Origin of the sequence: Phyllobacterium chamaecytisi, from assembly GCF_020164455.1 — a bacterium.
Lineage (GTDB): Bacteria > Pseudomonadota > Alphaproteobacteria > Rhizobiales > Rhizobiaceae > Phyllobacterium > Phyllobacterium chamaecytisi.
This window is the reverse complement of sequence record NZ_JAIQWW010000008.1, coordinates 1-25911: the sequence shown is the minus strand read 5'-3', so window position 1 is coordinate 25911 and position 25911 is coordinate 1. Positions and strand designations below refer to the sequence as shown.

At 57.6% G+C, this 25911-nt stretch carries 19 protein-coding genes and 4 pseudogenes; 15 read left to right on the top strand and 8 right to left on the bottom strand.

Annotated features, from left to right (window positions below):
* The 4 genes and pseudogenes from LB462_RS13945 to LB462_RS13930 all read left to right on the top strand — a co-directional run.
* Complete coding sequence (locus LB462_RS13945) at positions 1–708, top strand: hypothetical protein (RefSeq protein WP_505483628.1); 708 nt, start codon at positions 1–3, stop codon at positions 706–708.
* 85 nt (positions 709–793) lie between these two features.
* Positions 794–1807, top strand: coding sequence for a phosphotransferase enzyme family protein (locus LB462_RS13940; protein WP_224508825.1), 1014 nt, complete (start codon positions 794–796; stop codon positions 1805–1807).
* A 33-nt stretch (positions 1808–1840) separates the two neighbouring features.
* The gene (locus LB462_RS13935; RefSeq protein ID WP_224508824.1) at positions 1841–3472 is read left to right on the top strand and encodes a Na/Pi cotransporter family protein; all 1632 of its coding nucleotides are present in this window, start codon (positions 1841–1843) and stop codon (positions 3470–3472) included.
* 45 nt (positions 3473–3517) lie between these two features.
* Positions 3518–3694, top strand: a pseudogene (locus LB462_RS13930) (SDR family oxidoreductase); the annotation flags it as partial.
* 70 nt (positions 3695–3764) lie between these two features.
* On the opposite strand, the gene tnpC reads toward LB462_RS13930, so the two are convergent.
* The 4 genes from tnpC to LB462_RS13910 form a co-directional block, all read right to left on the bottom strand.
* Positions 3765–5357: an IS66 family transposase gene (gene tnpC / locus LB462_RS13925; RefSeq protein WP_224508823.1), complete on the bottom strand. Its 1593-nt coding sequence runs from the start codon at positions 5355–5357 to the stop codon at positions 3765–3767.
* 53 nt (positions 5358–5410) lie between these two features.
* Positions 5411–5764: an IS66 family insertion sequence element accessory protein TnpB gene (tnpB, locus tag LB462_RS13920; RefSeq protein ID WP_224508822.1), complete on the bottom strand. Its 354-nt coding sequence runs from the start codon at positions 5762–5764 to the stop codon at positions 5411–5413.
* Complete coding sequence (gene tnpA / locus LB462_RS13915; protein ID WP_224508821.1) at positions 5745–6194, bottom strand: IS66-like element accessory protein TnpA; 450 nt, start codon at positions 6192–6194, stop codon at positions 5745–5747. The genes tnpB and tnpA overlap by 20 nt, the downstream gene beginning before the upstream one ends.
* Positions 6195–6791: 597 nt before the next feature.
* Complete coding sequence (locus tag LB462_RS13910) at positions 6792–8216, bottom strand: helix-turn-helix domain-containing protein (RefSeq protein ID WP_224508820.1); 1425 nt, start codon at positions 8214–8216, stop codon at positions 6792–6794.
* Positions 8217–8334: 118 nt separating this feature from the next.
* Here LB462_RS13910 and LB462_RS13905 point away from each other — a divergent pair, with 118 nt between their 5' ends.
* The 3 genes and pseudogenes from LB462_RS13905 to LB462_RS13895 all read left to right on the top strand — a co-directional run.
* The gene (locus tag LB462_RS13905; protein WP_224508812.1) at positions 8335–9867 is read left to right on the top strand and encodes an acyl-CoA carboxylase subunit beta; all 1533 of its coding nucleotides are present in this window, start codon (positions 8335–8337) and stop codon (positions 9865–9867) included.
* Positions 9868–10094: 227 nt separating this feature from the next.
* On the top strand, positions 10095–12098 hold the full coding sequence (locus LB462_RS13900; RefSeq protein ID WP_224508810.1) for an acetyl-CoA carboxylase biotin carboxylase subunit: 2004 nt from the start codon (positions 10095–10097) through the stop codon (positions 12096–12098).
* A pseudogene (locus LB462_RS13895) lies at positions 12098–12526 on the top strand (methylmalonyl-CoA mutase family protein); the annotation flags it as partial. The gene LB462_RS13900 and the pseudogene LB462_RS13895, both read left to right, overlap by 1 nt.
* Here the strand turns inward: LB462_RS13895 and LB462_RS13890 are convergent.
* Positions 12506–13387: pseudogene (locus tag LB462_RS13890) on the bottom strand (isocitrate lyase/phosphoenolpyruvate mutase family protein); the annotation flags it as partial. The pseudogenes LB462_RS13895 and LB462_RS13890 sit on opposite strands and share 21 nt — an antisense overlap.
* Positions 13388–13582: 195 nt before the next feature.
* Between LB462_RS13890 and LB462_RS13885 the strand changes: the two are divergent.
* The 7 genes and pseudogenes from LB462_RS13885 to LB462_RS13855 all read left to right on the top strand — a co-directional run bounded on the left by LB462_RS13885 (position 13583) and on the right by LB462_RS13855 (position 20786).
* The gene (locus LB462_RS13885; protein ID WP_224508808.1) at positions 13583–15154 is read left to right on the top strand and encodes an ABC transporter substrate-binding protein; all 1572 of its coding nucleotides are present in this window, start codon (positions 13583–13585) and stop codon (positions 15152–15154) included.
* Between the two features lie 23 nt (positions 15155–15177).
* Positions 15178–16227 carry an ABC transporter ATP-binding protein gene (locus tag LB462_RS13880; protein ID WP_224508806.1) on the top strand — a complete coding sequence of 350 codons (1050 nt, stop codon included), beginning with the start codon at positions 15178–15180 and terminating at the stop codon, positions 16225–16227.
* Positions 16224–17216, top strand: coding sequence for an ABC transporter ATP-binding protein (locus LB462_RS13875; protein WP_224508805.1), 993 nt, complete (start codon positions 16224–16226; stop codon positions 17214–17216). Before LB462_RS13880 ends, LB462_RS13875 begins: the two co-directional genes overlap by 4 nt.
* Positions 17216–18151, top strand: coding sequence for an ABC transporter permease (locus LB462_RS13870; RefSeq protein WP_224508803.1), 936 nt, complete (start codon positions 17216–17218; stop codon positions 18149–18151). Before LB462_RS13875 ends, LB462_RS13870 begins: the two co-directional genes overlap by 1 nt.
* A gap of 8 nt (positions 18152–18159) precedes the next feature.
* Positions 18160–19020, top strand: a complete 861-nt coding sequence (locus LB462_RS13865) for an ABC transporter permease (RefSeq protein WP_224509252.1) — start codon at positions 18160–18162, stop codon at positions 19018–19020.
* Positions 19021–19090: 70 nt separating this feature from the next.
* Positions 19091–20226, top strand: a pseudogene (locus tag LB462_RS31450) (NAD(P)/FAD-dependent oxidoreductase).
* Positions 20227–20384: 158 nt separating this feature from the next.
* On the top strand, positions 20385–20786 hold the full coding sequence (locus tag LB462_RS13855; protein ID WP_224508801.1) for an alkaline phosphatase family protein: 402 nt from the start codon (positions 20385–20387) through the stop codon (positions 20784–20786).
* A gap of 128 nt (positions 20787–20914) precedes the next feature.
* Here the strand turns inward: LB462_RS13855 and LB462_RS13850 are convergent, their stop codons facing one another.
* The 3 genes from LB462_RS13850 to LB462_RS31445 form a co-directional block, all read right to left on the bottom strand.
* The gene (locus tag LB462_RS13850; protein ID WP_224508799.1) at positions 20915–22915 is read right to left on the bottom strand and encodes a glycosyltransferase; all 2001 of its coding nucleotides are present in this window, start codon (positions 22913–22915) and stop codon (positions 20915–20917) included.
* Complete coding sequence (locus LB462_RS13845) at positions 22897–24129, bottom strand: HlyD family secretion protein (protein ID WP_224508797.1); 1233 nt, start codon at positions 24127–24129, stop codon at positions 22897–22899. The genes LB462_RS13850 and LB462_RS13845 overlap by 19 nt, the downstream gene beginning before the upstream one ends.
* 136 nt (positions 24130–24265) lie before the next feature.
* Positions 24266–24514 carry a helix-turn-helix domain-containing protein gene (locus LB462_RS31445; protein WP_224508794.1) on the bottom strand — a complete coding sequence of 83 codons (249 nt, stop codon included), beginning with the start codon at positions 24512–24514 and terminating at the stop codon, positions 24266–24268.
* Between the two features lie 833 nt (positions 24515–25347).
* On the opposite strand from LB462_RS31445, the gene LB462_RS13835 reads away from it, so the two are divergent.
* Positions 25348–25911: LLM class flavin-dependent oxidoreductase (locus LB462_RS13835; protein WP_224508792.1), on the top strand; the 564-nt coding region annotated here is incomplete at its 3' end.

The following is a 25911-nucleotide window of genomic DNA, read 5'->3' as shown; positions in this document are numbered from 1 at the left end:
GTGAAAACGCCACGCACGACCACTGAGGCTACCCGACCTAGAAACGACGCTTCGAAGCCGCCGGCTCCCGTGCGAGGTGGCGACCTGCGCGTCTATCTCATGCTGGAGAATCTACAGCCGCAGTTCGCCGCGTATTTGGGTACTCCAACACGTGCTCGCGGCTATCCAGCCCTTGCCGGACAGCACTCCCTGATCCTAGAAGTCGCTCCTGGCCTTATGATTGAGCGCGTGATCGATCTCGCGCTTAAGCAGGATCCAGAGCTCGAGCCCGGGATTCTTTTCGTCGAACGCCAATTCGGAGTTCTCGAGATCCACGGCGATGACGGTGCAAGGTTGGAGCGGGCGGGACAGGCAATTCTCAGCGGCCTGGGACTCTTGGCCGAGCAACAACTGCGGCCGCGTGTTCTCTATACGGACAAAATCGAAAATATAGCGGACCAGCACGCGATTATTATCAATCGAAATCGACAGGCTTCAATGGCTCTGCCGGGTGAAACGTTGCTCGTCTTCGAAATGGTTCCGGCGCTCTTCGCGACGCTGGCGGCGAACGAGGCAGAAAAGGTCAGCCCCGGACTGACCCTCGTGGACGTTCAGATGATCGGAGCGGCGGGCCGAGTTTATATGTCGGGTAAACCCGATGATGTGGACCGAGCTCTACTGCATATCGAAACAGTATTATCTCATGTTAAAGGTCGCGACCACAGTTAACGGCACAATAGTAACTGACGTAGCTCAGTAGTCTTCTGAAAGCATGCGGGAAGCTCTCAGTTCGTGCTCAGCGAAAGGGAATATCATGTCTGAAGCTGGACTAGAATATACAGAGCAAGTTCTGGAGGATATGATTGAGAAAGTGCGTAACCTCATTCCTGGTTACGGATTTTCTTCCGACACGGAAGTGGTTCTCTTGAATATATCGGAGAACGCGACCTTTCAGATAGGCAGCGGAGACGGCCGCGCAATCCTGCGTGTGCATCGTCAGGGTTATCATACGTTCGACGAGATATCCTCTGAACTCTCATGGATGGACGACATCCGTAGGTCCGGAATTGTTGAAGTGCCGTCAACCGTCCCCGATGAGCGTGGCACCACAATTCAAACGCTCCTAGCCGGACGCGGCATTCCCGCCCGTCACGCTGTCATGTTCTCCTATTTGCCCGGCAAATCACCGTCGCCGGAGGAGAACCTCGCACACTGGTTTGAAGTATTAGGCGAGGTCACTGCCCGGCTGCACCGGCATTCAATGAACTGGATTCCTCCCAAGGGGTTCGTGCGTCATACCTGGGATGCTGACGCTATGCACGGTCAGCGAAATCTCTGGGGTGCATGGCAAAACGGCATTGGTCTTCATAATGACGGCAAAGCTACTGTCGGTTTGGCTGTCGATAAGGTTCACCGCGCTCTGCTAGACTATGGCCAAGGCGCCGACCGTTTCGGACTCGTACATGCCGATTTGCGGCTCGCAAATCTGTTGGTCGATGGCGATCGACTCAAGGTCATTGATTTCGATGATAGTGGCTTCACTTGGTATATGTATGATTTTGCTGCCGCCGTCTCTTTTATCGAACATCTTCCGAGCATCCCTGAACTGAGAGACGCCTGGATTGAGGGATACTCCAAAGCTGGTCACATCACGTCTCAGGATCGCGCGGCTATATCCACGCTGGTTCTCGCGCGGCGCATATTGCTGATGGCGTGGCTCGCCTCTCACCGTGAAATACCGCTCGCGAAGGAAATTGGCGTCACATTCACCGAGCAAACTGTCGCCCTGTCTGAACTGTATCTTCGCGATCGGTTCATGAGCGATTGAGCGAGCCTATCGAACGCGTTGGGATACTCAAAAATGTTGGACTTTGTCGGTTCGGTAGCGCTTCTTCTTTGGGGGCTTCGCATGGTGAAGACCGGCGTGGCCCGGGCGTTTGGAGCACAGCTTCGCCGCTGGATCGCGGCAGGCACTCGCAATCGAATACTGGCCTTTTGCGTCGGATTTGTCGCCACCATGGCCTTACAGAGCAGCACGGCCACAGCTTTGATGACGGCTGCGTTCGCCGGCAGTGGCCTCATGAATTCGGCGATGGCTCAGGCAATCATGCTCGGCGCTAATGTCGGCACCAGCTTGGTCTCCCGTATCCTCGCCTTCGACATTCACTGGCTGGCACCGCTACTGATCACGGCGGGCGTCATCTTGTTCACGATCAGCGAAGCCGAGCCGCGCAAGGCAATCGCACGCGCTGCCATCGGCCTCGGCCTGATGCTGTTGTCGTTACACCTGCTTGGCCAGGCAACGGAGCCCATGCGGCATTCACAGGTCCTGCTCGCCTTGATGGCATCCCTCGACGCCGTGCCGGTGGTTGCAGTTATCGTTGCAACCGTACTGGCGATTGCTTCATCATCCAGTCTCATGGTGGTCCTTCTTACCATGTCTCTGGCTGCCAATGGGACCGTTGGACCCGCTCTTAGCGTCGCTCTTGTGCTCGGCGCCAATCTCGGCGGCGCTGTGCCGCCGGTAATTGCCACCCTTGGGCACGGACCATTCGCGCGGCGCGTTACCGTCGGCAATTTCTTTGTCCGTGCTATGGGGAGTGGCATTGTGCTGCTCTTTGCCGAACAGGCGGCTTCCGGCCTCATGGCCATTGATAGTACGCCCGCTCAGCTTGTCGTGGACGCCCACATCGCCTTCAATCTGTTGCTCTCTGCGATCATGCTGCCGCTGCTCGGCCCCTTTTCATCCCTCATGCGTCGTATCTTGCCGGAAGGCTCAATACCCGATGACGGCCCTCGTCATCTCGACGCCGGCATCCTGGACAAGCCGACCATGGCGCTCGCGGCTGCGGCGCGGGAGACGCTGCGCATGGGTGATTGTGTAGCTTCTATGCTCGAAAGCAACCTGCAGGCCTTGCAAATGAACGATACAAAGCGGTGCGCCTCCATTGCCGCCATGGACGACGAAGTAGACAGGCTCAACAGTGCAGTGAAACTCTATCTTGCGAAGCTAAGCCGCACCGCCCTTGTCGACAAGGATGAGAGGCGCTCGGCTGAGATCGTCTCCTATGCCACCAATCTCGAGCACATCGGTGACATCATCGACAAGAGTTTGCGTGAACTGGTCGAGAAAAAGATCAAGCATCATCTAACGTTTTCGGACGAGGGCTTGGCCGAGATCGAGCAGTTTTATGGAGTGACGATTGAGAACCTGAGGATTGCGCAGAGCGTCCTCGTCTCTGGCGACGAGCAGCTTGCGCGCAAACTGGTCGAGGCAAAACTCGAAATCCGTCATCTCGAGGAGAGCTCTGCCGCCAACCACATGACCCGCTTGCGCTACGGCAAGATCGCGAGCATGCAGACGTCATCGCTTCACCTAGATATCCTGCGAGACCTCAAGCGCATCAACGCTCATATTGCGGCGATCGCGTATCCCATCCTCAAGCAAACCGGCGCGCTCAGGGACTCTCGCCTGGTTGAAAACAATGGCTGACGCTGAGGTTAGCAGCGGGCTACCACTGATCCTTCGGGTTGATGCTTGCGGGCCAATTCGATTGCGCCCGGTTGGTTCCCAACCGAACCTAACCAGGCACTTGCAGACGATCCAAAGATCCAGGTTTTTGTCAACATCCGTATTCCGTTGCAGCGGTGGGGTCGACCGAAAGAACTCGCGCCGGCAGCACTTTTTCTTGCCTCGCCCGCGGCAAGTTTGTAAACGCTCATTTCCCTGCACGTTGACGCCCGCGATTTCGACGGATCGCTTTCGTATACGGCATCTGGCCTGATCAGGCAGTGGCGGTTTTGGTGAAGTTGAAGGGCATCAGGTCTTCAATATCAGCGTCGACAGCGCGTTGAGGTAATACCGTCAGGGCGTGGCGCAACCATGCTAACGGCTCGACGCCACAGGCGCGGCAGGTCAGCATCAGGCTGTAGACAACGGCGCTGGCCTTGGCTCCGTCGACGGTATCGCTGAACAACCAAGATTTCCGGCCAGTTGCAAAGATTCTGATGTCGCGCTCCAGAAGGTTGTTGTCGATCGGCATCCTGCCATCTTCCGTGTAGCGCGTCAGATAATCCCACTGGTTCAGAGTGTAGGATACGGCGTCACCGAGCTTGCTGTCGGGCAAGACCTTTGGGGCGATTTCGTCGAGCCATTCCTTGAGAGCATTGAGGATGGGGACACTGTGTTGCTGGCGGAACCGGCGAATGCTGTCAGTCTGCATCTCTCCGTCTTCCGGCTTTTTGTCCCGCGCCTGCCTTTCAACCCGGTAGAGCTGTTCGAAGAACCGGAGAGCCTGCTCCGGCGGTCCGCCACCTTTCTTTCTCGCCTTGAGGGCATCAACAAAGCGCCGTCTGGAATGGGCCATGCATCCAAGATGGGTTGCCCCCACCAGCGTGCGCCAGGCGGTGTAGCCATCGCTCATCAGTATGCCGCGGTAATCACCGAGAAAGGCCTGCGGGTATATTTGACCGCGGCCCGGCTGATAATCGAGAAGCACGATCGGCTCGTCACTGTCCTCGCCACTCCGATAGGCCCACATATACGATGTGTCGGTGGCCTCTCTGTCCTTTTCCTTCAGCACCTGGACCGTCGTCTCGTCGCCGTGGATGAGGGATTGCGATCGAAGCCGCAGTTTCAGCGCGTCATAGATGCGATGCAGATGCTTCTCGCTCGACCCGATCACCCAGTGACCCAGAGCGCCTCTGCTGACAGGAACACCGGCACGTTCGAATGTTTGCGCTAAGCGGTAGAGCGGCGTGCCATCGACATATTTGTGAACAAGAGCAAAGGCCAGCGTCGAGGCCGTAGCGATGCTGCCCGGCAAGGGCTGCGTCGGCATCGGCGCGGTCACAACAGGCGTGTTGATCCCGGTGCGGTCGCAATGACGGCAAGCATATTTGAAGCGCACATTCTGTAAGACCTTCGCCTTCACCTCGATATGAAGTTGCTCCGTAATGGCCTCGCCCATGCGATGCATCTGGCCATAACAGCAAGGACAAGCCTTCTGATCGTCGGGAAGGTCATACTCGACGCGCTCGCGCGGCAGGTTTTCCGGCAGCGGTCTGCGGCCGCGCTTCTTTCCCGTCGTACTTTCGACGGATGGCAAACCTGTGTCCGGAAGGTCGACGACATCGTTCTCTTGGCTGTCGGCTTCATCCTCATCCGCAGCCTGTTCGGCTTCATTGAACATGCGATCAACGTGTTTTTCGCTACGAGGTGCAAATCGATGCAGTCGCGCAAGCGCCAGCTCTTCCTCGAGTTTGATGACGCGCTGCGAAAGCGCGTCCTTCTCGGCTTTCAGCACTGCGATTTCGGCAGCATTGGCCGCCAACTGCGCCATCAGCTCTGCAACGCTCGGTTCGCCGGTTCGATTCATCGTAGTTTTGAATCTGAACCGTCCCGCCGCGTCAACCGCAGAATTCGCCGCCGCTACCCAGCAACCTGATACTGCCGCACCGGGTGGCGGACCATCGCATCGATATCGATGCCGTCGAGTAGCCAGTGTAATTGCTCGGTCGTTAGCGTGACCACCGCCTCCTGACGGCGGGGCCACCGGAACTTGTCCTCGGTCAACCGCTTCAGGACCAGCACAAAGCCCGAGCGGTCGAAGAACAGGAGCTTCATCCGGTCACGACGGCGATTGCAGAAGGCAAAAACCGCAGGAGCAAACGGGTCCAACGCCATCGTCTCTTGGACCAGAACTGCAAGGCTGTTGATGCCGGCCCGAAAGTCGATCGGTTCACGATGCAGGTAGACCTTGATATCAGCGCCCAGTCTGAACATCACCCAACGCTCCAATTATGGCTGCCAACGCGTCCAAATCACCGCATTCCAGGGTCAGATGCACACCGTTCGGCAGTGACGCGCTCACCTTGGCTGGGGAGACCGAAGGGCCCAGCCTCTCGGATTTTGTAAGCAGCTCGTCAGGCCTATCCAACGCGCTGTTCTGTATTGGCAGGCTACGATCCGGGCTTACCTGAACTGGAATAAACGCCGACATCGACGATGGCGGCAGAGGACGGACCTCCTTCGCCTTCTTTATCCATTTCCGAAGGAGGTTGGCGTTGACCCCGTGTTCAAGCGCGAGGCGCGATACCGAGACGCCCGGTTCAAGGCACGCTGCCACAAGGCGGTCTCTTGAGCAGAGGTCATATCGACGTCGTCCGTCACGGCCCACAAGCCTCACACGCAGCTTTTGATCATCTTCTTCCATGATTTGGTGTCCACCTATTTTGGTGGACACCTCATGCATCAGAGCACTCAACGGCAAAAGGTGCAGGGAAATGCGCGGTTACGCAAGTTTTGTCAACGGCGTGACAATAACGGATCACGTGACAGAATTAGGTTCAAAAAATCGACCCCCATCGCGCTTTATCAGCGAGACCGAAGATTTAAAGTTTCTTGCATGCCCATCCGAAGAAAGTGACTGCCGCCGAGTTCTTCGAAGACTGCCACGTTGCCTTGGGAGGCTACGGGAGCTTCACCCGATTCACGCCTGAGGTGTCAGCGGCTGTCATTAACTGCCGCCGATGTCCTGCGGAGGAAGGTGGAGATCCTAACGCGCTGCTCGGTGCAGTGGGCGACACCTCCGAAGCGGTTGGAATACTCCGGCGCCTTTTTGAGACGGCTGTCGGCCCTGACGTCGCTCCGGACGAGAGTGACACGACTTCCGCTCGCACATCTGAGAAAGATTGTCTGTGGTAGGAGAAGCATGATGGAAACATGCAAGCTGGACTCTTCGGCCGCATGAGCTTTCGAGGCATCAACGGTTTACTGCCAAGCAAATCAATGAGGTCGGGCAAGCGATCAACTACTCAGTGATCGAACGAATCTTATACGGCAGGGGACTGCGGCTGTTATGATCAACAACCAGTTGACTCTTGATTGGGGGAACGGCACGGCTTGCGCAATGTGTTCGCTCGCAAATCCGGCAGGAAATGCCGATAGGATCAAACGCTGTGCGGTTGCCAAGGTCTAGGTCGTCCGCATAAACGAATTGATCCGCATATGATATCTGGCACCCAAGCGCCAGCGCGTAGTGCTGTCGGGAAGAGTGGAAACCACGCCCGCCCTTCGTTATCTGCGTTGCAAGACAGAGATAACGCACACCATCAGGCGTCTGTGCGAGTTGACGGATGATGCGCCCGGGAGCCTCGAATGCTTGGTGGGCATTCCAGAGCGGGCAGGCAGCACCAAAACGCGCGAACTGCAGCTTGGCGGCGCTATGCCGCTTGGTGATATTGCCGGCCCGGTCGATGCGTGCAAAAAAGATGGGGATGCCCTTTTGCCCCGGCCGCTGTAAGGTCGACAGTCTGTGGCAGACCTGCTCCAGACTTGCTCCGAAACGCACTGCCAGCAGGTCGAGATCGTGGCGAAGCTGCCGCGCCGTCTCCATGAATTGTCGATAGGGCAGAAGGAGTGCACCGGCGAAATAGTTGTGTAGCCCGATGCGACAGATCTCATAAGCCTCTTTGGTTCGAAATGCGGCGTTGCCCGCCACTCGGTCAACAAGCTGCCCGGCTGAAAGTTGTGCGATTTGCAGTGCGATCTGGAAATCGCGCGTCGCCGGAGGGAGATAAGGATTGAGCGTCAGTATACGCGTATCCTTATCGAAGCTCCGCATAAGATCGTCATCCTCGTTGGACCGGCTTATGCGCACGCCAAAGGTGTTTTCAAGATACTTGGACAAGGATGTGTAGGCATCTTGTTCGCCGATACCGATTTCCTGCGCCAGCTCTTCTGCCACCATATCAATTTCGTGGACGTAATTGTCGACGAAATGAAAGAAGTCACGCACCTCCTCATAAGGAGTATTTTCTGCGATGGATGAGGCTCGCCCCAACGTGTCGTCGATGCTCGCCAGTTGCTCTGAATTGTGGCGAAAGCCCTGATGAGCGGCTATTAGTGCATGGGCTATCCCAGGGGCATTATGCACGACGAGCTTCAACTCCTGTAAGTTGACCGTATAGGCCGCAAACAGGGGGTCGCTTAGCGCTTCCGACAGTGCCGACAGCAACCGGTCGCCCTCGCCTCCCGACAGATCGGAAAGATCAATCTTGAACTTGCCGGCGAGTGAAAGCAGCACCGCGGCAGATACGGGTCGCTGATTGTTTTCGATCTGGTTGAGATAGCTGATCGAGATGCCAAGGCGCTCGGCGAACTGGGCCTGAGTGGCATGAGTTGTCAGGCGCAAATCGCGCACCTTTTTGCCGATATAAAGCTTTCCTACCGCCATATGTGCAATTTTGCAAAACTCAAACTTCAATTTGGAAACTTTCACATGCACACATCTATCGATGTTTTGCAACGCATCTCGAATGGTATGGGAGACAAACAAGAAAGGTCCGAAAACAATGCGGGAAGTACTCGATCAACTTGAATTGCGCCGAAATGCAGCCCACCTGGGCGGCGGTGAAGCTCGCATTGCTAACCAACATGCGAAAGGCAAGCTCACGGCACGTGAGCGGCTCGACGTGCTACTCGACGAGGGCTCATTCGAAGAGTACGACATGTATGTCACCCATCGCGCCACCGATTTCGGCATGGCCGAGAACAGGGTGCCGGGCGATGGCGTGGTGACCGGCTGGGGCACGATCAACGGGCGTCTGACTTACGTCTTCAGCCAGGATTTCACGGTGCTCGGCGGCTCCCTGTCGGAAACGCATGCCCAGAAGATCTGCAAGATCATGGATATGGCCACCCGCAATGGAGCGCCAGTAATCGGTCTGAACGATTCCGGCGGGGCACGCATCCAGGAAGGTGTCGCCTCGCTCGCTGGTTACGCAGAGGTGTTCCGCCGCAATGCCGAGGTCTCCGGCGTGATTCCTCAGATCTCGGTCATCATGGGGCCCTGCGCGGGTGGCGCTGTCTATTCGCCCGCCATGACCGACTTCATCTTCATGGTCCGCGATAGCTCCTACATGTTCGTCACTGGCCCGGATGTTGTGAAGACCGTCACCAACGAGATCGTCTCAGCTGAGGATCTCGGCGGCGCCCGGACGCACACGACCAAATCCTCTGTCGCCGACGGTGCCTTCGACAATGATATCGAGGCGCTTTTGAAAATCCGCGACCTGTTTGACTTCCTGCCGCTCAATAATCGCGAGCAGCCGCCCGTCCGGCCCTTTTTTGACGACCCCGCACGGCTGGAACAGCGGCTCGATACGCTAATTCCCGATAGCGCCAACAAGCCCTATGACATGCGTGAACTCATCCTCGCCATTGCCGACGAGGGCGATTTCTACGAGATCTCGGAAGCCTTCGCGCGCAATATACTGACCGGCTTTATCCGCATCGAGGGCCAGACGGTGGGCGTTGTTGCCAATCAGCCGATCGTGCTTGCCGGTTGCCTCGACATCGATTCATCACGAAAAGCCGCCAAATTTGTCCGCTTTTGCGATGCCTTCAATATTCCTATCCTGACGCTCGTCGACGTTCCCGGCTTTCTTCCCGGCACGGCGCAGGAATATAACGGCATCATCAAGCATGGGGCCAAGCTGCTTTTCGCCTATTCACAGGCAACCGTGCCGATGGTGACGCTGATTACGAGAAAGGCTTATGGGGGTGCCTATGACGTCATGGCCTCCAAGCATATCGGCGCCGATGTCAACTATGCCTGGCCGACTGCCGAAATCGCCGTGATGGGCGCCAGGGGCGCCACCGAAATCCTCTATCGTTCCGAGCTCAAGCACCCTGAAAAAATTGCTGAACGCACGCGGGCGTATGAAGCACGCTTCGCCAACCCCTTCGTCGCGGCCGAGCGCGGATTCATCGACGAGGTGATCATGCCGCATTCCTCGCGCAAACGCATCGCCCGCGCCTTCGCCATGCTCCGCTCCAAAAAGCAGGAAAGCCATTGGCGAAAGCATGACACAATGCCGCTGTGACGGTTCCAATGTGCAGCACAGGGATCTATCGGGGCCGTACTTATGAGACGCCTGGGGTCCTCAGCTCGCTTATTTCTTCCCCAGCAAACCTGGTTTGGCGAGAGCGGAAGGACGACTTCGACTGGTGTCTTTGTGTGATCGATGTACCCCTCAGCCTCGACCGCGCTCGTCTAGAATGGAAGCATCTTGAGGCTTCAAAGACATACATCATTGAAGATTAGGCAAATATGATCACCAAAATCCTTATTGCTAACCGAGGCGAGATCGCCTGCCGCGTTATCCACACCGCCCGGAAAATGGGCATCGCCACTGTTGCCGTTTATTCCGAAGCCGACCGTGACGCCATGCATGTCAGAATGGCCGATGAGGCAGTGCACATCGGCCCGGCGCCATCGGCACAGTCTTATCTGGTGATCGACAGGATCCTGGATGCGCTTCGGCAAACGGGCGCGGATGCCGTCCATCCCGGCTATGGTTTTCTCTCGGAGAACCGCGGCTTTGCCGAGCGGTTGGAGAGGGAGGGCGTCACCTTCATCGGCCCACCCGTCGGCGCGATCGAGGCAATGGGCGACAAGATCACCTCGAAGAAGATCGCCGCCGAAGCCGGTGTCTCTACTGTGCCCGGCTATATGGGCCTGATCGCTGACGCTGACCAGGCAGTAAGAATTTCGGGCGATATCGGTTACCCCGTAATGATCAAGGCGTCCGCCGGCGGTGGGGGCAAGGGCATGCGGATTGCCTGGAGCGAGGCGGAAGCGCGCGAGGGTTTCCAGTCTTCGAGGAACGAGGCGATGAATTCCTTTGGCGACGACCGCATCTTCATTGAGAAATTTGTCGACCAGCCGCGTCATATCGAAATCCAGGTCCTTGGCGACAAGTTCGGCAACGTTGTCTATCTCGGCGAGCGCGAATGCTCGATACAGCGCCGGAACCAGAAGGTCGTGGAAGAGGCCCCCTCCTCCTTTCTGGACGAGGCGACGCGGCGCGCCATGGGCGAACAGGCGGTGCATCTTGCCAAGGCCGTTGGCTACTATTCCGCCGGCACGGTCGAGTTCATTGTCGATGGCAACCGCAATTTTTATTTCCTTGAGATGAATACGCGCCTGCAGGTCGAGCATCCGGTCACTGAACTCATCACCGGCATCGATCTGGTCGAGCAGATGATCCGTGTCGCGAACGGTGAGAGACTCGCGCTGAGCCAGGACGATGTTAAACTCGATGGCTGGGCGATCGAAAGCCGGCTTTACGCCGAAGATCCCTATCGCAGCTTCCTGCCATCCATCGGCCGGCTCACGCGCTACAGTCCACCGCAGGAGGGCCACCAGCCTGACGGCACCATCACCCGCAACGACACCGGCGTCGAGGAAGGCGGCGAGATCTCGATGTATTACGACCCGATGATTGCCAAGCTCTGCACGTGGGCGCCGACGCGCGGTGAAGCGATCGCGGCGATGGAAGACGCTCTCGACGACTTCGAGGTCGACGGTATCGGACACAATTTGCCGTTCCTGTCGGCGGTCATGGCGCACCCACGATTTCTGACAGGCAACATCACGACCGCTTTCATAGCCGAGGAATGGCCCCTTGGTTTTCATGGGGTCGAACCCGATAACGATCAGTCACGGCTGCTTGCGTCTGTGGCCACGTTTGCGCAACTCGCCGACGATAGCCGCAAGACCAAAATATCCGGTACGCTCGCCAATCACACACGTAAGCTTGGCACCGACTACGTGGTTGTGGCGGGCAAACACGATTGGCCAATCACCGCGATGTGTGAGGCGGACAGCATCGGCATTCGCTTTGAGGAAAGTGTTTCACATATTGTCGCATCAGATTGGACACCAGGGGCACCGCATGGCCGTTTCACAGTCAACGGCCATACCTTGGGGATCAAGATCGCCAAGGCTGAGTCCGGCTGGCGCTTGCGTTGGAAGGGCATCGACCAGATCCTGAAGGTAATGGCGCCGCGCATCTTCGAACTTTCTCATTTCATGCCTGCGAAAAAGGTGCGTGACACCTCAAAGCAGCTTCTGTGCCCCATGCCGGGTGTAATCACCCAGATCCTGGTCATTGAGGGCGAACAGGTCGAAGCGGGACAACCGCTTGCGACAGTCGAGGCAATGAAAATGGAAAACCTCCTCAAGGCCGAGAAGAGATCCATCGTCAAGTCTGTCAAGGCACAGATAGGTCACTCGCTTGCCGTCGACGAAGTGATCATGGAGTTCGAGTAATGCCCGACAAGACCATCAAGGACTGGCAGGTTCTCGCCAAAAGGGAACTCAAGGACTCCCCGGAAAAGCTCACCTGGAATACGCCGGAGGGCATTGCGGTGAAGCCGCTCTACACGGCCGATGATCTTGCCAGTGCAGGGCATCTGGGCTCCCTGCCCGGTTTCGAGCCCTTCGTGCGTGGGCCGCGCGCCACCATGTATGCCGGTCGCCCCTGGACGATCCGCCAATATGCCGGCTTCTCGACCGCGGAGGCTTCCAACGCCTTCTACCGCAAGGCGCTTGCCGCGGGCCAGCAGGGCGTTTCCGTCGCCTTCGACCTCGCCACCCATCGCGGCTACGACAGCGATCATCCGCGCGTCGTCGGCGACGTCGGCAAGGCGGGTGTTGCGATCGACAGCGTCGAGGACATGAAGATCCTGTTCGAAGGCGCCGCCATCGGCGATGATCCGCCGGAACGCATCCTGCATCGCTGTGGTCGCGGCGCGGATACCGTAATTGCCGTAGATGGCCATCTTGATGTTGCCGAGCGCGCGGATGCGCGTGGCGTCGAGTTCCGGATAAGCGTTGGGAACGATGACCAGCGGAACGGGCCCGTTCCAAGCGCGCGAGAAGCTCTCGATTTCGGTCGGATCCTTTTGCTTGGAGTGAATCAGGATCATGTCCGCACCGGCCTCGGCATAGGCCATGCCACGCTTCAGAGCTTCTTGTTGTCCCAGCCCTGCGATCAGGGCTTCCGTGCGCGCGATGACCAGAAAGTCAGGATCGCTGCGGGTGGAAGTCGCGGCTTCGATTTTGCCCTGGAACTCCTCGATGCGAAGTAATTCCTGACGACCATCGGCGGCAAGGCTGGTGACCTTCGGAAAGGTCTTGTCCTCGATCACGACGGCAGCTGTCCCTGCCCTTTCGTATTCGCGGATGGCATGAATCACATTCAAGGCGTTGCCATAACCCGTATCGATATCGGCGACGATCGGCAGAGAGGACTGACCGGCGATCGCCCTTAGCATGTCGAGATGCTGGGTCATCGTGATCAGGCTTGTGAAGAGGATCGTATCGAGCGGCTCGGCGACGGCATCGGCGAACAGGCGTCCGAAGTCCGTCAACCGGCTCTGACGGCCGCGCCGCTCGATCAGCTTCGCCCCGAAATACTCCTCCAGCACTGCAAGATGGCGGCTGACCGAGCTCTGGGTAATGCCGAGGGTCTTCGATGCCCGCGTGACGCTGTTGTCTCGTGCGACCTGTACAAACGCCCGCACCGCATTGAGTGAAAGATCCTTTTCGTAGGCCAAGCCTGTTTCTCCTCAACATGATTCGAACCATCCAGATACGCACCTTTGCTATCGCATTATTCGATGATTGTCATCGCTCCGTAACAAAAGCGGCGGATGGTCCCGACCGAACACCGGCGCACCTCATTGAAGTGCCCAGAGCGTCCTCAACATGCCAAGCTTTGTGCGGCAAAAACTCAGATGGGAATAGACAATATGCGTGATCTAACATTTACAAGGCGCAATATACTGGCCGCCGCTGCGGCAGGGGGTTTGATATCCGTGACCGGATTGCGTTTCGCCGCTGCGCAGGGAAACAATCGGCGTACGCTCAAGGTGGGCATGTCCGGTTTCCCGCCCGCCGTCGAGCCCGTTCTATATGCTCATACCGCGACAAGACGCATCGCACCGCAAATGTTCGACACTCTGATCGCTTTCGACCAAACACCCGACATGGCGTTGCGCCCAGCCCTGGCAGAACATTGGGAACGGGTGAACGGCAAGTCAGTTCGTCTTTTCCTGCGCAAGGGTGTAACGTTCCACGACGGCGGTCCGTTTACCGCCGAGGATGTCGCTTTCAGCTTTAGCCCCGAGCACCTGCTTGGCCCCGACATGGCAGGGAAGGCCACCGCCATGGAGACTCTGGACACGATCGACAAGGTCGACATCGTCGACAGCCACACCGTCATCGTTCATGCCAAGGGCGACGATGCATTGCTTGAGAAGCGGCTGGCGTCGTGGGGCGCCGAGATCGTCAGCAAACGTGCTTTCGTAGCGGCAGGTTCCTGGGACGCCTGGACGGCTGCGCCGATCGGAACGGGCCCGTATCGGATCGTCAGCCAATCTCTTGATGTCGAAGTCGTTCTGGCTGCGCACGATGGCTACTGGGGTGGGCTGCCGCCCTTGGAAGGGATTCATTTCAGGATCATCCCGGAACTGGCTTCACGGGTGAACGCGCTCATCGCACGCGAAGTGGACTTCATCACGGATCTCTCTCCCGACATGTTCTCGGAAATCGAGAAGCACCCCAAACTCGAAGTTTCCGGCGGCCCCGTTCAGAATATCCGCGCACTAAGTATCGATACGACCGGTCCGATCCTCGGCAAGGTAGGCGTCCGCCGCGCCCTCAGCCTCGCCCTCGATCGCAAGGCTATCGTCCAGGCACTCTGGCAGGACAGGCTGCTCATTCCCAACGGTTACCAACTCCCCAGCTTCGGCGATGCCTATATCGAGGACTTCCCTGGTCTCGCATACGACCCCGAGTTGGCGCGCAAGCTCCTCGCCGAAAGCGGCTACAAGGGCGAAACCGTCACCTACCGATTGCTCAACAACTATTATCCCAACCAGGTTGCCGGCGCGCAGATAATGGTCGAAATGTGGCGAGCGGTCGGCATCAATGTCGAAATCCAGATGATGGAGAATTGGGCCCAGATCGAAAAGAAGCCGATCAACGCAATTTACGACGATTCAAACACCGCTACCTTCCCGGACCCGCTCGGCCACGCTTGGCGCGTCTTCGGATCATCCGGGGCGAACGTCAAAGAGGGTATCTGGGGCAACGAAGAATATTTTGGACTTGGCAAAAAGCTCAAGGAAACAGCTGATCCACAGGCGCGCCGGTCCATCATCCGCCGGATGCTCGAGATCGTCGACCGGGAAGATCCGCCTTGCGTGATCCTGCACGGCTCCGGTCAGTTCTATGGCAAGCGCAAGGATATCGCCTGGGTCCCGGGGCAGACACTTGATCTGAACTTCGGTCCTTTCAACGCGGCCTATACACAGAACTGATGACCACCCGAGGAGGGACGGCGATGGCAGATCTCGTCGGTACCGCACCAGCATCCGCTTTCCCGGCGACTTCATCGTCGGGAGCGTTGCTTACGATCGAGGGCCTGACCGTCGATTTCAGCGGTGTTCGAGTTCTTAGGGGGATCGACCTCACGCTGTCACGGGGCGAGTCGCTCGGTATTGTGGGCGAGTCCGGTAGCGGCAAGTCCGTTACCTGGCTTGCCACGCTCGGGCTGCTGCCCCGCACAGCTAACGTGTCGGGCAGCGTCCAGCTAGACGGGCAAGAAATGCTTGGCGTAGCCGCGTCGCGGCTCGACCGGATCAGAGGCGGGCGCGTGGCAATGATCTTCCAGGATCCGTCCAGCGCGCTCAATCCTGTCATCCGGATTGGGAAACAGGTTGGCGAAGTTCTCGCACGACATCAGGGGGTGTCCGGCGCGAATATTCGAGCAGAAACGAAACGTCTTTTTGACCTCGTGGGCCTGCCGGATGCAGCACGTCGGTTCGACGCCTATCCCCATGAACTGTCTGGCGGGCAAAATCAGAGAGTCATGATCGCCATGGCGCTCGCCGGAAAACCGGACGTCCTGGTTGCCGACGAGCCGACAACCGCGCTCGACGCTACGATCCAGGCTCAGATACTCGACCTCCTGACCACTATCCGGCGGGAGACGGGCATGGCCCTCGTTCTCATTAGCCACGATCTCGGCGTCGTTTCCGAGACCTGCGAACGCATCATGGTCATGTATGGCGGCCGCGTCGTCGAGGCGGCGCCGTCAGACTCGATCTTTGCAAACCCGCAGCATCCCTATACGCAAGGTCTGCTTGCAGCACTACCGCCTTTCGACGGCGCGTTGCATCGGCTCATTCCCATCGAAGGACAGGTGCCGGAGCCGGCAAACATGCCCCCGGGATGCCCGTTTGCGCCCCGTTGTGCGCAACGTATGACGGTTTGTAAAGAAACCATCCCGCCACTCACGCAAACCGAAGCCGGCCATTTCTCCGCCTGCATTGCCGGAGCGGTCACGGAGGCTCGGCAATCCCTGAAAGTCCACAAAAGCGTGCTCGCATGACTGAAAATATTCTTGAACTGCACGGTATTTCCCGAACCTATTCGACGCGGCAGGGTCTCTTTGGAAGAAAGGTTCCTGTCCACGCGGTCGACGAAGTATCACTGTCGCTGCAACCGGGCCAGACGCTGGCGCTCGTCGGCGAATCCGGTTCGGGCAAATCAACCACGGGACGGATAGCGCTCGGCCTTGAACTGCCGAACAGCGGACATGTGCTGTTCCGCGGGGCGGAACTGCCGCCCGCCCACACATCGGCGTGGCGCCGAATGCGCACGCACATGCAGATGATCTACCAGGATCCGCTCGCCGTGCTGGACCGCCGGCTGTCCATCCTCGATCAGGTCCGCGAGCCACTCGATATTCATGACATCGGTTCCGCATCCGAGCGGAACAACAAAGCACTGGCTATGCTTGACGCGGTCGGCCTGAATGCGAATTATGCCTCAAGCCTGCCGCATCAGCTGTCAGGTGGGCAGCGTCAGCGTGCTGTTCTTGCCCGGGCGCTGATCATGCAACCGGCGTTGCTGGTCTGCGACGAGCCGGTATCGGCTCTCGACGTATCGATCCAGGCCCAGGTCGTGAACCTCCTCATGGACCTCCAAAAGGACCTGCGTCTCAGTCTTCTCTTTATCAGTCACGATTTGAAAGTGGTTCGCCAGGTCAGTCAGCGTATTGCTGTGATGTATCTCGGTCGCATCGTCGAATATGGCGAGACAAATCTTCTGCTTTCGAACCCCACCCACCCCTACACGAAGGCACTGGTCTCGGCAGTCCCTGTTGCAGGCCGGCGCACACGCGAGCGCATCATCCTCAAAGGCGAACCACCCAACCCCGCAGATCGTCCGACGGGCTGCGCGTTCCACCCTCGCTGTCCCGTCGTGCGGCCGGAGTGCGTTAGCGTCTCCCCCACATTCTCAACTCTGCCGGACGGACGCTCCGTCGCCTGCCATGCCGTCGATGCCGCCCAACCGACCAAGGAGGTTGGAATCTGATGCTTCGGTTCGCTGCTATCCGTATCCTCCGTGCCGTTCTGACAATCGCGCTGGTGGTCACATTTGCCTTCCTCGTGCTCAGGCTTTCCGGAGATCCAGCGCGCAGCATCATGGGGGACGACGCCTCGCCCGAGGCCATGGCCGCCTTTCGCCGGGAATGGGGTCTCGATCAGCCTCTCTGGGCGCAATATCTACATTACTTCGCAGCGATCCTTCATGGCGAACTCGGGCGCTCGATGCGTGGCGGCGGGCCCGCGCTAGACCTTGTCCTGGGACGCATCCCGGCAACGCTCATGCTGACCCTGCCTGCGCTTCTGATGAAGCTGGCCATCGGCATTCCAGCCGGTATCTATGCCGCTTTGCACCGGGACAGCGCCATCGACCGCGCCGTTATGGTCACGGCGGTCGCAGGCTATACCGTACCAAGCTTTGTTCTCGGCCTCGTCCTGGTTCAAGTTCTTGCAATCTGGTTTGCGTGGTTGCCGACCGGCGGGACGGGCAGCCTGCAGCATCTCATCCTCCCGATCATCACTCTCGGCGTTGGCGGCGCTGCCGTACTCGCCCGCTTCGTGCGAAGCGCGATGCTGGAGGTGCTGGGGCAGCCCTATATCCGCACTGCCAGCGCCAAGGGAATTCCCTGGGCTGCGGTGGTGCGTGGTCACGCCCTGCCGAACGCCGCAATTCCTACCGTTACCATTGTCGGCTTCATGGTTGGCAATCTGATCGCGGGTGCAGTCGTGGTCGAGAGCGTGTTCTCATGGCCGGGCCTTGGCAATCTGCTAGTGGTATCGGTGACTGCGCGCGACCTGGCGGTCGTGCAATGCATTCTCCTGCTGGTCGCCGTCGCAATGGTGCTTTCTAATCTCATCGTGGACTTTCTCTACGGCTTCCTCGACCCGCGCCTGGCCGAAGCCAACTCCACCGGAGGACACTGAGAATGATCATGATGGAAAAAGTGAGCGAAACGGCAGCTGGCACGCGGAAGAACACCAACCGCCGGATCCCATTCTTGGTTATCGCCAGCGTGCTCTGGATTGTTTTTGTCGTCGGTGTAGCGCTGCTCGCCGACCAGATCGCCCCGTATCAGTACACCGCTCTTGATCTACCCAACCGGCTGGCCTCGCCATTCCACCCGCAGCATCTGCTTGGAACGGACGAACTGGGACGCGATATCCTGTCGCGACTGATCGTCTCCGTTCGTATCTCGGTTCTGGTCGCTTTGGGGGCAACGCTGATCTCGGCTTGCTTCGGCACGACCATGGGCTTTGCTGCGGCTCACTTTCGCGGTCGCATCGAGCAGTTCATCCTCATGCTCGCCGACTTCCAGGCGGCCATGCCTTTCCTCATCCTTTCGCTCTCGGTGCTTGCGTTTTTCGGCAACGCTTTACCGTTGTTCATTGGACTGATGGGATTCTACGGCTGGGAGCGGTATGCCCGGATCTCTCGCGGGCTTGCGATCTCAGCCAGTGCGCAAGGCTACGCCGGCGCTGTCCGTCAATTGGGCGCGAGTCCGACGCGGGTATATCTGCGGCATATCCTGCCGAATATCTCATCGACGCTCATTGTTTCCATGACGCTGACCTTCCCGGAGATCATCCTCATGGAAAGCAGTTTGTCCTTTCTGGGCCTTGGCGTTCAGCCCCCGCTGACGAGCCTCGGCAATATGGTGGGCTATGGCCGGGAGTATATGACCCGTGCGCCCTGGATCATGTTTGCGCCTGCTGTGCTGATCGTCACGACGACGCTCGCGATCAGTTTGTTGGGCGACTGGCTGCGCGACCGGCTGGACAAGGGACTGCAGTGATGCGGGAACGCAGCGGAGGCTGCAGCCGTATCAGCGGCAAGAGGATCAAACAGATCGCAGGGTTTCACAAATGAGAATAATTGTTATCGGAGCGGCGGCAATCGGCTGCTCCGTTGCCTATCATTTGGCCAAAGAGGGTGCGAGCGCTACGGTCGTTGATCCCGAGGAGTTGCGGGGTGGAGCGACCCTAGCCAGTTTTGCCTGGCTGAATTGCCACGACAAAAGTCCCGTGGATTATTACCGTTTCGTGATGCGTGGAAACGCGGCTCATCGTGCACTCGGCGACGAGATCGGCCATGCGAACTGGTTAAGGCTCACCGGAGCTCTCGAATGGTGGCCGGCTAATACCGAAAAGGCAAAGGACCATGCCGCACGCCTCGATCGGCTGCGTTCATACGGCCACCCGATCGAGGTGTTGAGTGCCGACGAGGTGCTTGCCCTGGAGCCGGACGTTTCCCGATCCAGTCTGGAAGGCTGCGAAGTCGTTTATTATCCGACGGACGGCGCTGTCGATACCGCCGTGTACCGCCACGTGCTTATGCGCGAAGCCGAGCGCCGCGGGCGACCCTTGTCGAAGCCCGAGTCGCAGATCTCCTGGAACGGTCGGGTCGGGTCGCAGGTGTAAGGCTTGGTGACGGCCTCGAACTGGAAGCCGACTATGTCATCAATTGCGCCGGCCGCGCATGTAACGCCATTGGAATTCGCCTCGGATATTCCGTCCCGCTGGATTGGCGACCGGGAATGACTGTGACCACAGACGTGACCCGCAGCAATATCAGCAGGGTCATCAAGGCGCCGAAGATCTATATCAAGCCGGAGGGCGCGGGCCGTCTGCTTCTACATGCAAAGTCCGCTGATCAGATGCTCAATGATATCCACGCGCCGGATGCGGGGAAGGAAGGCGCTGAGGAAATCGCAAGATTGGTGGAAACCGTTCTTCCGACCGTGCGGGATGTCAGGATCGCGTCGGTGAGGATCACCGTCAGACCTTATCCTGCCGACGGAAAGCCCGTTTTTGGCTCCCTGCCGGGTGTTGCTGGCTACCATCTTGCGGTCATGCATTCCGGAATTTCGCTGAGCCCGCTGGACGGCCGCGCCGCAGTACAAGAAATCCTGCATGGCAAAACGTCGGCGGATTTCGAGGCCTACAGACCGACGCGGTTTTCCGCCTCGGCCGCGGCAGACGAGCTCTCGGCGGCGGTATGAGTGCTCTGGTATATTCGCGGCCTCGGCGCATTCAAGCTCGAAGACCAGTTTACTGTCGGCGCAATCAGTGGACGCTGGTTGGACATTGTCGCACGAACTGTTGATTTGCGACTGACGCATTCCTACGCAACCACCTCGGCAACAAGAGTTAACACAACATGCGATTTCTCATCATCAGCTTCGACGGCCTGCGCCCCGACCTCGTCTCTTCCGACTTGACGCCGAACCTCTGCCGCTTACAGTCCCTGGGCGCTACGCTGTCGGAGCATCGGACGATCTACCCCAGCGAAACCCGCTCGGCCTTCCCTAGTCTTGTTACCGGTGCCACGACAGGGCCCCATGGCATGGTGGGAAACCAGTACATCGACCGGTCTGTTAAACCGCCGCGCTACATCGATACGTCAGACGCCGTGCTCCTGCGCAAGCTCGACCTGGAAAGCGGTGCAAGACTGATGTCTGTGCCGACGCTTAGCCAGATCCTCGCTGCGACTGGGCTCAGCATGGCCGTGTTGGCCACCAACACACCTGGCACGACACGCTCGGAACTGACCTGCCACTGAACTTTCATCGAGGAGCGACCAGAGGCGCGGCGGTTTTTGATCTGATCCCGTAAAACTGGGCCATTTAGAGTTAAAATTTTTCCGTGCGGTTTTCCTGTCTTCGACCAATGCCCTTATCGGCTGGTATATTATGTTTTAAAGGATCGTGTTCGTCCGAAAGCTCGGAGCAGCAAGCCGAGAGATACGGCCGTTTTGTCGATTTCGGGCACGTCCTGAGAATAGTTACCCGTATAGAGCTTGAGAATGAGTTGATCGCGTGTCGACCCGATTGGCTCAAAATGAAGATGCAGATAGTCTTTCAGCTTGTCGCCAGGACGGCTTATGGCTCTTCTCCGCCGTGTAATTTGCCTGAGTTCCACCTGGAAAGCCTCAAACCCGTTGAGCGCAAGCGTGATCGCCTTTGATGCGAAGAGTGTCCCACCGGGGACCGCAACGACGGCTTTATCGAGCGCGAGACTGACCAGATTGCCGGAAACGCCATCGAGGCGCACAGTCTCTTCCACCTTGAACGCGTGGAACAGCCGGCGCGGCTTTTCGAAACAGATCAGGGAAGCAATGACGAGTACAACAATGTTTATGACTGACCAGCAGCCTGCAACGAGGGAAAACTGGCTACCCCTGTCAATCCATTCAGGCATGATGTTCAGCAAAAGACCGATAGCGGTAATGGCGAGCAGGGCAGCAATCCAGGCGAAGGTGTATTTGTCAAAACGGTTTTCCTCATTGCCGGTGCCCTTGGGGGTAACCTTGAAGGGTTTGCCGAAAGGCCGAATGAGGCTGGAAACGACAGTCGGCAGCATGCGAAAGGTTGCAAATGTGCCGATAGCGCTTGATACGACAGGCAAATAGCGCGTCGGCGTAATCCATATCATCAGCAGAAAATAGGCGGCGAGAACTGGTAGCTGATGCGACAGATATTCCGAAACGCTGGTGAAATACAAGGGAAGGGCGCCGATCCAGAGATAGACCACCGGCACAATCAATATGGTCAAGCGCACGGGATACTGAACAATCCAGGACATTGGCAGAAACATGATCCGCTGAAACAGCGACAATCCCGGACCACGCAAGGGACCATTGTGAAGATAGAGAGTCTGGATACCTCCCTGGCACCAACGCTCGCGCTGAATGAAATAGCCTGTCAAATTCTCTGCGGCGAGTCCCATCGACAGGCGTTCGTTAAGATAACGCGTCTTGTAGCCCTTGTTGAGCATGGAGAGTGTGCTCAGCAAATCCTCCGTAATCGATTCAGTTGGGAAGCCACCAATGGTGTCCAGCGCCTCACGTCGTGCAATTGAGCACGATCCGCAACAGAAGCTGACATCCCAGGCATCGCGGCTTGGCGCCATCTCATCGAAAAAGAGGCGTTGCTCGTCCGGCCAGATGTTCTCAAGGCCAAGATTAGATTGTACCGGATCGACATTGAAGAAGTGCTGTGGGGTTTGCACGATGCCAATGCCCGGATCGATAAATAGAGGCAATGTGCGCTGCAAAAAGTGACGGTAGGGGACGAAATCCGCATCGAATATTGCAACAAAATCACCTGAGCTGACCTTCAGGCCATTGTTCATGTTGCCGGCTTTGGCATGGGAGTTGTCAGGCCGTGTGATGTGAATAGCCCCCTTTTCCTCACAATAGACTTTCAGCCAGTCGCGGCGCATGTCGTCGAGGACGTAGACCCTCAGTTTGTCTTTGGGGTAGTCGAGGGCAAGCGCGCCAATGATCGTCCGTTCCAGGACGTCCAACGGTTCATTATACGTTGGAATGAAAACATCGACTGTCGGCAAATCCCGTTGATGTCCGCCAAAGAACGCTGGTGCAAGCGCGTCAGCTTCGGCGCTTCTATCCACGTACCGGCTCATCAATATGAGGAACAGGATAACTTCGGAAAAAGCCAGAACTTCAACGACAAAGACAAACCAGACCCAGTAAAAATTGCCGCCATCGTTCGGGTAGGGCAGAACGGTCTCCGTAAAGCGCCACCACAAGTAGCGGGCCGCCACGGCGAATACGAAAATACATGTGACTGTCCGGGTCCACGTATGGTGGCGCGACCAGTTGAAAGGGCCGAGCAGGAAAAAAGCAACCACGAGAATGGTTGGTGCAAGGACTACGAGATGCTGAACCATAGGCCTTCCAACCAGCGTGTCCATTTGACACTGCGTTTGGCAAAACGCACTTGGACGGAGCGCCCAACCTGGCAGAAATTAGCCGAGTCGGTGTTGAGAGCCGATGGAGCCAGGCCAACCCTGATGCGAGCATTGCGCTCTTTGGTTGCCGGCAAATTCGCCGCCAGAGCATTTTCCTCGACGACGGCTGCGCTACCGCGTACCGACAGGACCGTGCCCTTCAAGACATCGCCACGTCCAAGACGCCGTATTTGCGCCTCCCGTCCGGGAAAAATCTCATCGTAGTCGATTTCAGGAACGAGGATGTCGACAAACAGCTCACGGCAATCGAGGATTCGCATGAGTTCATTGTTGAGGATGACGTTGGAGCCGTTGATTACACTGCTGCGCCAGACAACGCCGTCAAAGGGAACAGGGACGATTGCGGTTTCGAGGCTCTCAACACGTTTTTCTTCCTCGACCATCTGTTTCTCAATCTGCGCAGCCCGGGTTTCGTTTTCCGCAATGCGCGTATCGATATCGCCGATGCGCACGATGACTTCATCTTGCTTCTGGCGTGAATACGGTACGTCGTTCTGGCCATCGCCCGCGACGAAAACGCCTTTCCGTAAGGCCTCCAGCTTCTGTTCGAGCTGCTCGACGCTCATGTTGCTAATCGTCACTTGTCCGGTTGCCGTGATTTCTGCCGCCCGGGCAAGTTCAACGATATTTTTAGAAACGATCCCCTGCGATCCTAGTTGGCGACGACGTTTGAGATCAGCTTGCGCTGCGACATTCTGGGCCTCTGAGGTTTCGACGCGCTTGCGCAGGATCGAAATATCCTGCTGGATACTCGCTATTGTCGCTTCTTTATAAATATCCAGGCGGGTGGACAAATCGTCGCGAAGCTGTGCCAACTCACTACGTTCGCGACGAAGCGCTGTGACCCGGTCGAGCGCGGTCTTGCGCTCGGCGCTCAGAGCGGCCAGGACCGCTCGGTTTACGCGCTCGTTATGAATTTGTAGAAGTGGCCTTCCTTCGACAAGCGGCGTACCGACCTTCGGCGTTGCCTGGGCGATCGTGCCGTCAATGGGCGCGTTAATGATGGCAAAACGGGCATTCACGGTTCCATCGAGGCTTGTATAACCGGTGAGGCCAGGCAACAGAACAACAAGCACCAGTCCGAGGAGCAATAGCCCAACGGCGACGCGCAGAAGACGGTGATTCCAGATCATATTCGATTCCCAGTGATCCCAGTTGCCAAAGCTGTTGCGACTAAAAAATTGTCGCTCTCGCTCACACTCTTGCGTAGAGTTGAGTCACACTGAAGTGGTAACCCGCGAACTGGGGATGAGTAGTTATCCCCGCCCCTCAGCATCTATCCATCTCGAAGTAGCGGCCAATAAAATCCATAGGATCCGAATTCAGCGCTTGGCAAATAAAGATCAATGTCGAGACCGCTATACGGTTCTCGCCATTTTCATACTTTTGAATCTGCACGTATGAAACGCCAATTGCGGTTCCGAGTCCTTGCTGGGTCATGCCAGCGAGTAACCGGAGCTCCCGAAGTCGTTGGCCGATTTCCCTATTGAGGTCTTCGGAATTTGGTCTGCAAGTCACTCGGCGGCCCTCCTTTGCATTCGCACTTTGCAGACGTTATCCCGTCTGTCGCCTTAGTGACTCGGGGTGCTCGTCCAGGTGCGCGCTAATCGGCACTCAGCCGAAGTTGTTCAACCCGCCACGTCTGTCCGTTCCTCTTTCGCACGACGTCGCAGGGTCAACATGACGATCCGATAGCGGGCAGCGATCGAGCCTGCTTGGGCTAGAACGCGCGTCGACTTGGGTGGTGAAGAACTCATTGATTAACGGGCGCGCATGTTGCCGATTAGCAACAGATGATTCAATTGAGCTCCCGGGATCGACCATGCCCCCAAGGTTTTATTCTATTCTGAGTTCTTCAGCGGTGTTTGGGTCGGTAGCGGCGGACTGCGGTGCGGAGCCATTTTCGGCAGCGCAGCACCGCATCACGTCGCGGGTTTGATGGTCTGGCGTCGCGGCTTTAAGAAGAGTGGGTTGCGCGCTGAGTTTTGAATTGGTTTGGCAGCCTGGTTTGTCTCAGCGCGCAGCGACGATAAAACTGACCTTCAAACCAGTTTCTATGTACCTGGGCCGGTTCAGCCGGTGGGAATCGAATTCTGCACCCTCACGATCCGGATCAATTGTAAGGATTTTCGGGACTCAAGTATTGTCGCCATTTTGAAAATTGGAATTCGGCCCAAGCCAAGAGATTAGCAAATCTTTTCTTCTTCGCCGCTCGCTGCCAACTTATCCTTTCGTTTCGGGTCGCGATCGGACGGGCGATTAATTCACAAGGATGATTTCGGTCACGTTCGGCTCGCTCAACTCCACCCACCTCGTACAAGATTGCTTCCTGAAGCTCCAAAGGATTGACGATGACCATCGCTGTTTCAGATAAAATCAAGGTTCTCTGGTTTCTGCCCACCCACGGCGACAGCCGATATCTCGGCACCTCGGAGGGAGGCAGAGCCGTTGACCTTCCCTATCTCAAACAGGTAGCGCAGGCCGCCGATACACTCGGCTACTATGGTGTGCTGTTGCCGACCGGCCGCAGCTGCGAGGACAGCTGGGTTGTCGCCTCGGCCCTGGTACCACTGACCGAGCGGTTGCGCTTCCTGGTTGCCGTGCGTCCCGGCCTGCAATCGCCGACACTGGCAGCGCGCATGACAGCAACGCTCGATCGCATTTCCGCGGGGCGATTACTGATCAATGTTGTCACCGGCGGCGACCCGGTGGAGAACAAGGGCGACGGCATCTTCCTCTCGCATGACGAACGCTATGAAGTAACGCGCGAGTTCCTGGATATCTACAAAGCTGTGCTCCGCGGCGAAACAGTGGAATTTACGGGAAAGCATTTCAAAATCGAGGATGGGCGGCTGCTCTTTCCTCCGCATCAGACGCCTCACCCACCGCTCTATTTTGGCGGTTCGTCGGAAGCC

Bases quoted from the DNA above. Each gene is read 5' to 3' on its own strand.
- LB462_RS13875 (WP_224508805.1), top strand. From the start codon at position 16,224: ATGACTGAAAATATTCTTGAACTGCACGGTATTTCCCGAACCTATTCG.
- tnpA (WP_224508821.1), bottom strand. From the start codon at position 6,194: ATGGAAGAAGATGATCAAAAGCTGCGTGTGAGGCTTGTGGGCCGTGAC.
- LB462_RS13855 (WP_224508801.1), top strand. From the start codon at position 20,385: ATGCGATTTCTCATCATCAGCTTCGACGGCCTGCGCCCCGACCTCGTC.
- LB462_RS13905 (WP_224508812.1), top strand. From the start codon at position 8,335: ATGCGGGAAGTACTCGATCAACTTGAATTGCGCCGAAATGCAGCCCAC.
- tnpC (WP_224508823.1), bottom strand. From the start codon at position 5,357: ATGAATCGAACCGGCGAACCGAGCGTTGCAGAGCTGATGGCGCAGTTG.
- LB462_RS13910 (WP_224508820.1), bottom strand. From the start codon at position 8,216: ATGGCGGTAGGAAAGCTTTATATCGGCAAAAAGGTGCGCGATTTGCGC.
- LB462_RS13865 (WP_224509252.1), top strand. From the start codon at position 18,160: ATGATGGAAAAAGTGAGCGAAACGGCAGCTGGCACGCGGAAGAACACC.
- LB462_RS13940 (WP_224508825.1), top strand. From the start codon at position 794: ATGTCTGAAGCTGGACTAGAATATACAGAGCAAGTTCTGGAGGATATG.
- LB462_RS13900 (WP_224508810.1), top strand. From the start codon at position 10,095: ATGATCACCAAAATCCTTATTGCTAACCGAGGCGAGATCGCCTGCCGC.
- LB462_RS13880 (WP_224508806.1), top strand. From the start codon at position 15,178: ATGGCAGATCTCGTCGGTACCGCACCAGCATCCGCTTTCCCGGCGACT.
- LB462_RS13935 (WP_224508824.1), top strand. From the start codon at position 1,841: ATGTTGGACTTTGTCGGTTCGGTAGCGCTTCTTCTTTGGGGGCTTCGC.
- LB462_RS13850 (WP_224508799.1), bottom strand. From the start codon at position 22,915: ATGGTTCAGCATCTCGTAGTCCTTGCACCAACCATTCTCGTGGTTGCT.
- tnpB (WP_224508822.1), bottom strand. From the start codon at position 5,764: ATGTTCAGACTGGGCGCTGATATCAAGGTCTACCTGCATCGTGAACCG.
- LB462_RS13885 (WP_224508808.1), top strand. From the start codon at position 13,583: ATGCGTGATCTAACATTTACAAGGCGCAATATACTGGCCGCCGCTGCG.
- LB462_RS13845 (WP_224508797.1), bottom strand. From the start codon at position 24,129: ATGATCTGGAATCACCGTCTTCTGCGCGTCGCCGTTGGGCTATTGCTC.
- LB462_RS13870 (WP_224508803.1), top strand. From the start codon at position 17,216: ATGCTTCGGTTCGCTGCTATCCGTATCCTCCGTGCCGTTCTGACAATC.